Annotated in this window: 5 protein-coding genes; 3 read left to right on the top strand and 2 right to left on the bottom strand. The window is 54.7% G+C overall.

Annotation, left to right across the window (positions count from 1 at the left end; all coding sequences use genetic code 11):
* Positions 1-414: hypothetical protein (locus tag ACTO5E_RS09675; RefSeq protein ID WP_482303256.1), on the bottom strand; the 414-nt coding region annotated here is incomplete at its 3' end.
* Between the two features lie 314 nt (positions 415-728).
* On the opposite strand from ACTO5E_RS09675, the gene murC reads away from it, so the two are divergent.
* Positions 729-2,102: a UDP-N-acetylmuramate--L-alanine ligase gene (gene murC, locus ACTO5E_RS09670; protein ID WP_482303254.1), complete on the top strand. Its 1,374-nt coding sequence runs from the start codon at positions 729-731 to the stop codon at positions 2,100-2,102.
* 43 nt (positions 2,103-2,145) lie between these two features.
* On the opposite strand, the gene ACTO5E_RS09665 is transcribed toward murC, so the two are convergent.
* Positions 2,146-3,747, bottom strand: coding sequence for a PASTA domain-containing protein (locus tag ACTO5E_RS09665; protein WP_482303253.1), 1,602 nt, complete (start codon positions 3,745-3,747; stop codon positions 2,146-2,148).
* A gap of 379 nt (positions 3,748-4,126) precedes the next feature.
* Here ACTO5E_RS09665 and ACTO5E_RS09660 point away from each other — a divergent pair, with 379 nt between their 5' ends.
* On the top strand, positions 4,127-5,506 hold the full coding sequence (locus ACTO5E_RS09660) for a glycoside hydrolase family 32 protein (protein ID WP_482303251.1): 1,380 nt from the start codon (positions 4,127-4,129) through the stop codon (positions 5,504-5,506).
* Between the two features lie 140 nt (positions 5,507-5,646).
* Positions 5,647-6,290: carbohydrate kinase family protein (locus ACTO5E_RS09655; RefSeq protein ID WP_482303250.1), on the top strand; the 644-nt coding region annotated here is incomplete at its 3' end.

Here is a 6,290-nt window from a genome sequence, read left to right as displayed (position 1 = left end):
AATATCCAAGCTGGAGTGAGTGGGCAGCAGGTAGACGTCCGGCACATCCCCCGCCATAAGGGCCACTCGGCGCTGCTGAACCTCATTGTCCCGCTCGTCTTCATTGATGGACAGGGCCTCCACCTCAATCTCCAGACCGGGGTTCTCCAGCATCATGTACTTGGCCGCCTGATTGATAATGCTGTATACTGGGCAGCTCTTATTAAAACGGGTCAGCTCCTCATCGTAATTCCAATAAAAGCGTTCGGTCAGAATTTTCAGCTTACCGGTCATTTCACCGGCCTCTGCCCGGGGCTGGGCAGGAGTGGGGCTAACAGCAGGACCGGCGTCAGCCTGAGAATCCCTTGTGGCACAGGCGGTCAGACTGGCCAATAGAATAACTGCGGAGAGAATCAATGCCAATAGCTTTTTCATAAGTACGCCTCCTGTTTTCATTTTCCACTTACATTGTATCATATTACCTTGACAATGTCCAGCAGGCCAGCAGCCCAGCCCGCCAGATGATCACGGGCATTGCAGACGGCCTCCCAATGGATGATTCTATTAAAACACTTTCATTATAAAGCATCAATCTCTAAAATGTCTCTAAAAAGCCTGACCTCAAGAAAAAATTTTTCCCTTCTGCCTTCAACAGGAAAAATTTCCACAAAACCCTTTCTTTTGCGCATCATATGCTATATAATACCAGTTAGAGAGCCTTCGCTTTTTTAAGAGAAAGGAAGCTGACAATGGAAAATATATTGGACTGTGTAAAGAGGATTCACTTTGTAGGTATTGGCGGCTCCGGCATGTGCCCCATGGCGGAGCTTCTGTTGCGCAAGGGCTACAGCATTTCCGGCTCCGACCAGAATGAGTCGGACACCCTGGACCGGGTAAAAACATGGGGTATCCCGGTGTATATGGGCCAGCGGCCGGAAAATATTGACGGCGCGGAGGCCCTTGTATATACTGCTGCCTGCAGGCCTGACAATCCTGAGCTGGTAGCGGCACGGGAAAAGGGAATTCCCACCCTTGAGCGGGCAGTGATGCTGGGCATGCTTACCGAAAAATATAAGGAGCTGATAGCGGTCTCCGGCACCCATGGCAAAACCACCACCACGGCCATGCTCACGCAGATTTTGGTAGAGGCCGGTCGGGACCCCAGCGCTATTATTGGCGGCAAGCTCCCTTTGATTGGCAGCAACTGCCTCAGCGGCAACAGCGGCGGCATTGTCTGCGAGGCCTGCGAATATGTAGACAGCTTCTTACAGCTTCATCCCGCTGTCTCCGTGATTCTGAATATTGAGGCGGACCATCTGGACTATTTTAAAACGCTGGACAATATTGTTAAATCCTTCCGCCAGTTTGCGGACCAGACCAGCCGCCTGCTGGTGGTCAACGGCAGCGATCAGGAGGCTCTGAAAGCAATCGCAGACCAGAAGGGCAAGGAAATTGTCACCTTTGGCCCCAACGAGACCTGCGACTACTACCCCGCCCAGCTCAGCGAAGAGCCCACTGCCTGCGAGGACTTCACCTTGATGTACCGGGGCAAGGCCCTGGGCCGGGTCGAACTGGCTGTGCCCGGCTGGCATAATCTGTTAAACGCCCTGGCCGCCGCCGCTGCCGCCCACTCTCTGGGGGTGGAGCCGGAGGCCGTCTGTCAGGCCCTGGGCCATTTTACCGGGGTGCACCGACGCTTTGAGGTACTGGGCAAGTTTAACGGGGTCACAGTAGCGGACGATTTTGCCCACCACCCCACAGAGCTCAGTGCGGTGCTCTCCTCCGCCATGCGCATGGGCTACCGGCAGGTCTGGGCAGTGTTTCAGCCCCATACCTATTCCCGCACATACAACCTTTTGGAGGACTTCGCCAAAGCTCTTGCCATCCCGGACCATCTGATCATGACAGAGATCCTGGCAGTTCGGGAGGAGAATGTGTACGGCATTCATACCAGCGACCTGGCGGCTAAGGTGCCGGGCAGCTGTTGGTTCTCAAGCTTTGAGGAGATTGCCGGGTATGTAATGGAAAAGGCTGAACCCGGTGATTTGATTCTCACCCTGGGCGGCGGCGACATCTATAAATGTGCCAATCGCATCGTAAAAAGATATCAGGAGAAGACATAAAAATAACGCCGGGGCCTCTGCTCCGGCGTTATTTTATGTATCTCTATTCCTCTGCTCCCGCACTGACCAGCACAGTCACTGTAGACCCATAGTCCAGGGTATCGCCCACCTCGTGGTCCTTATAACCTATCACAAAACCCTGCTCCACGTCGCTGCTGCGCTGCTCCTCCTTCAGGGGCACAAAGCCGTTTTCCGTCAGTACCGCCTGAAAATCGGCAAAACTGCTGCCTGTATAGTCCGGCAGAGTGCGGGTAGCGCTGCCATTGCTGACAGTAACGCTAACCGTCCCCCCAGGCTGAACCGTCTCCCCTGGCTCCGGCACCTGGCTGATAATAATTCCCTCAGCCGCGCTGGCGTCAAAAACACGGCTAGATATCTTCAGCTTAAAATCCAGCTCGCCGCTCTGGGTTCGCTTTTCCCAATGCTGATAGTTCTGGTTTCTCATATCCGGTACTTCTACCGGCTCCTCCTCGTTGCTCTCCTCAAATATCTGACCCAGATCGCTAAAGGACATCCCCTGACTCCCTAACCAACGGGAGGCAAATATTCCCAGCACGACCAGGGCGATCGCACAGGAGGCGATCAGCCACACAAAGGGGGGCGGTGTATACCGGCGGCGGGGCAAGTCCCGGGACACCGGCGGCAGCCGGCGGATAGCGTCGGTCTCCTCCACCTCATCCGCCAGGGCCGGTGCTGCGGTGAGCTCTGTGCGGAAGGTCTCAAAACTTCCTGTGCGAAGGGCCTGCTTAATCTGCAAAGAATTGGCAATAGCCGTGACGGCAAAGGGAGGCACCGCCTTCAAAATGTCCTTCGAGATCATCAGCCTCTGGTCCTGTAAACGCTGAGATGCCTCGGCAGGTAGCTCCCCTGTCAAGGCAAACAGCATACAGGCCCCCAAGGCGTATACATCGCTCACCTCACCGCATACCGCTTTTGCGCTGTACTGCTCTACCGCCGCGCAGCCGGGGTAGAGGTCCAGGTCTAACAGCCCCCCCGCACGGTGAATCGCATTGATATGAAATCCCGTTATCAGCAGGTTGCCGTCAGGCGTTACCCGAAGCGATTCCGGCGAAATGGCCAGATGGCACACCCCCAGGGAGTTGATAAGGCTCAACGCTGTGATTGCCGGGGTAAACAAGCGACTGGTCTCGTTCCAGCTCAAATGTCCCCCGTTCTCCTCCACATAGCGCCGCAGAGGAACACCATTTACCGCTTTATATACTGTATAGATGGTACTGTTCTCCTCAAAAATATCAAGAACAGACTCCACCACCGTTACCTCACGCAGACGGCTGACGCTCTTTGAGAGCTCCAAAAAGTTCTCCATATACTGCTGAAAGGTCCGGCTATGTTCCCGGACAGCCGCAATGCTGCTGTCGCCCTCCCGGCGGGCAATGGCCCGGGGGAAAAATTCCCGGATATCCACCAGCTTCTGGGCGGTCTTGTCCAGGGCGCTATAGGTGATCCCTTCCCCGTTGGCATACCGGGCGCGTCCAATTACATACCGGGAGGCGAGCTCTGTCTGGTATTTCAGCAGACCCTGAGGCTGGGACTTGGCATTGTCCCACCCGCACACCGGGCACCGGCTGCCGTCCTCATCCGGACGAAAGCTGGAAAAGCAGTTCATACAGAGTTTGTTCACCATGGCTCTACCTCACAATGCCGCAGGGAATCCCCACAATATTTTTGCGAAAGAGAAGTACACTCGAAAATAAGATATACTTTTCTATTATTCTACCACATACCACACAAAAAAACAAGCCTGCCAACGCAAGCGGGAGTACGCAAATCAAGAATATCCACAGAAAAAGTTCCCTTTTGCATAAAAGTCTGGCGCAAAACTTTTTTGGCAAGAGGCCGCAGCTTTCGACCAGCCTTTTTGCTGCTCCTGTGTGCACGGATAAATTTTTACATCTTCCACCCTTTTTCTCTCTTTACTTTTTGCCTTCTTTCGTGATATGATTTCTTTAACAAAAATCAACTCTGTCCCCAGCAGGCGAATCCATCCAAAGGAGAGATTTTCAATGAGTACGGAAGGTATACGCGACTTTCGGCCCCAACTTCATTTCACCCCAGAATCCGGCTGGATCAACGACCCCAATGGCCTGGTTTACCGGGAAGGAATGTACCACCTGTTTGCCCAGTACTACCCTGAGCCCCATTGGGGACCCATGCACTGGTATCACGCAGTCAGCACGGACCTGATACATTGGCAGCATCTACCCATAGCGTTGGCGCCGGACGAACTGGACTACATCTTCTCTGGCAGCGCAGTGTATGACCAGGAGAACAGCTCTGGCTTCGGCAGAGATGACCAAGCGCCTGTTGTGGCAATGTATACCAGTCACAAAATGCGCGGCTCTGACGATGAACATGACCAGGAGCAGCAGAGCATCGCCTACAGCCTGGATGGGGTAAACTTTACCAAATTTGAGGGAAATCCGGTAATCCCCAATCATACCCTCCCTGATTTCCGCGACCCCAAAATCTTTCACAATCCTGTCAGGGAGTGCTGGGGCATGGTTCTGGCCGCTGGAAACCATGTGGAGTTCTATGCCTCCCGAGACCTGAAAAGCTGGGAGAAGACCGGGGAATTCGGCCCGGAAGGAAACTATTCGGAAGGTGTGTGGGAGTGCCCGGACCTATTCCCGCTGACAGTAAACGGAGAGGAGCTGTGGGTGCTGCTGGTCAGCATGGGTCCCAATGAGCCCAACCACGGCGCCCGCACCCAATATTTTACCGGAAGCTTTGACGGAGACCGGTTCTGCTGTGACGGACGCTTTCACCAGCCGGAGTTTGTGGACGCTGGCTTTGACAACTATGCGGGCGTTACCTATTCTGGAACGCCGGAGCGGCTGTTTGTGGGTTGGGCTCTCAACAATGTCTACGCCAGCGACACCCCCACCGGAGAATATTGCTGCCAGATGACGCTGCCCCGGACTGTCACCCTGAGAGACACGCCCAAGGGCGGCCCCCGACTGGCCTGGGCTCCTAGAGACGAAGCCGCATTTGGCACGGCCAGCCCCTGTGAAGGAACGCTGCCCGGTGAGGTTTTCAAGCTGACTGTCACAGGCAGCGGAGCCGGTACCGTTACCCTTTCCAACTCCATGGGACAGACTTTTCGCTTTGGAGTAGACCAGGAGAACCGCGCCTTTATAGACCGCAGAGAGGGCGGCGCCAAAGACTTCAGCCCCAGCTTCGCCCGGGACTGGTACGGCGTCATTGGGGCTCCCCGATTTTATGAGGGAGACTGGGAGCTTCAGTTCATTTTCGACCGTTCCATCAGCGAGCTATACATAGACGGCGGCACCCGGGTGTTCACAGCGGCCGTCTACCCTGACGAGCCCTACCGGCAGGTTATGGCCACCGGCAATGTGCAAATTTTTCTCCACGAGATGCACTGAAGAAAGGGCTTCCCAGACTCCGCAAAGCTTTCAGTCAAGGATTTCTCTTTACAGTTCTTTTATGCCTCTAGTATAATAGAACTATCAGTCAAACTGCTCATTGCTCATTTTATATTATTTCTCGAAGGGAATGAATTTTTATGTGTGATATCATCACCACAGGCGAAATGCTCATTGACTTTTCTCCTGTAAAGGCAGAGGGCTTTCCTGGCGCGGTATATCCCAATCCTGGCGGTGCGCCGGGAAATGTAGCCGTCCAGCTGGCCCGGCTGGGCGTATCCGCCAGCTTTATCGGCAAGGTAGGCAGCGACAGCTTTGGCAGAACACTGCGCCGCTGTTTGGAAGAAAACCATGTGGATACCCGGAATCTGATCGATGACCCTTTGGTTCCCACCACTCTGGCTTTCGTCCACCTGACGGAGAGCGGAGACCGGAGTTTCACCTTTTACCGCAACCCCGGAGCGGATACTCAGCTTCGCCCAGAGGAGCTTGACATGGAGCCCGTAGAACAGTGCCGGGTATTGCACTTTGGTTCTCTCTCCCTCACCACTGAGCCCGGGCGCAGCACCACCCTGGAGCTGGTCAGGAAAGCCCGTTCTCTGGGCAAAATGATTTCCTATGACCCCAACTGGAGACCGCCGCTGTGGCCCTCCCAGGAGGCCGGTATAGCCGGAATGAGTGAGGGACTGGAACTCTGCCACCTTTTGAAGATTTCAGAAGAGGAGCTGGCTCTGCTGACCGGCACAAACAGTCTGGCACAAGGAGTGGAGAAGCTCCACGCGCT

The organism is Acutalibacter sp. (assembly GCF_056800975.1).
The sequence above is the reverse complement of the archived record's forward strand: the minus strand, read 5'-3'. Positions and strand labels throughout refer to the sequence as shown.

What these genes read in the sequence shown, in the direction of transcription:
- murC (WP_482303254.1), top strand. Translation starts at nt 729, where the DNA reads ATGGAAAATATATTGGACTGTGTAAAGAGGATTCACTTTGTAGGTATT.
- ACTO5E_RS09665 (WP_482303253.1), bottom strand. Translation starts at nt 3,747, where the DNA reads ATGGTGAACAAACTCTGTATGAACTGCTTTTCCAGCTTTCGTCCGGAT.
- ACTO5E_RS09660 (WP_482303251.1), top strand. Translation starts at nt 4,127, where the DNA reads ATGAGTACGGAAGGTATACGCGACTTTCGGCCCCAACTTCATTTCACC.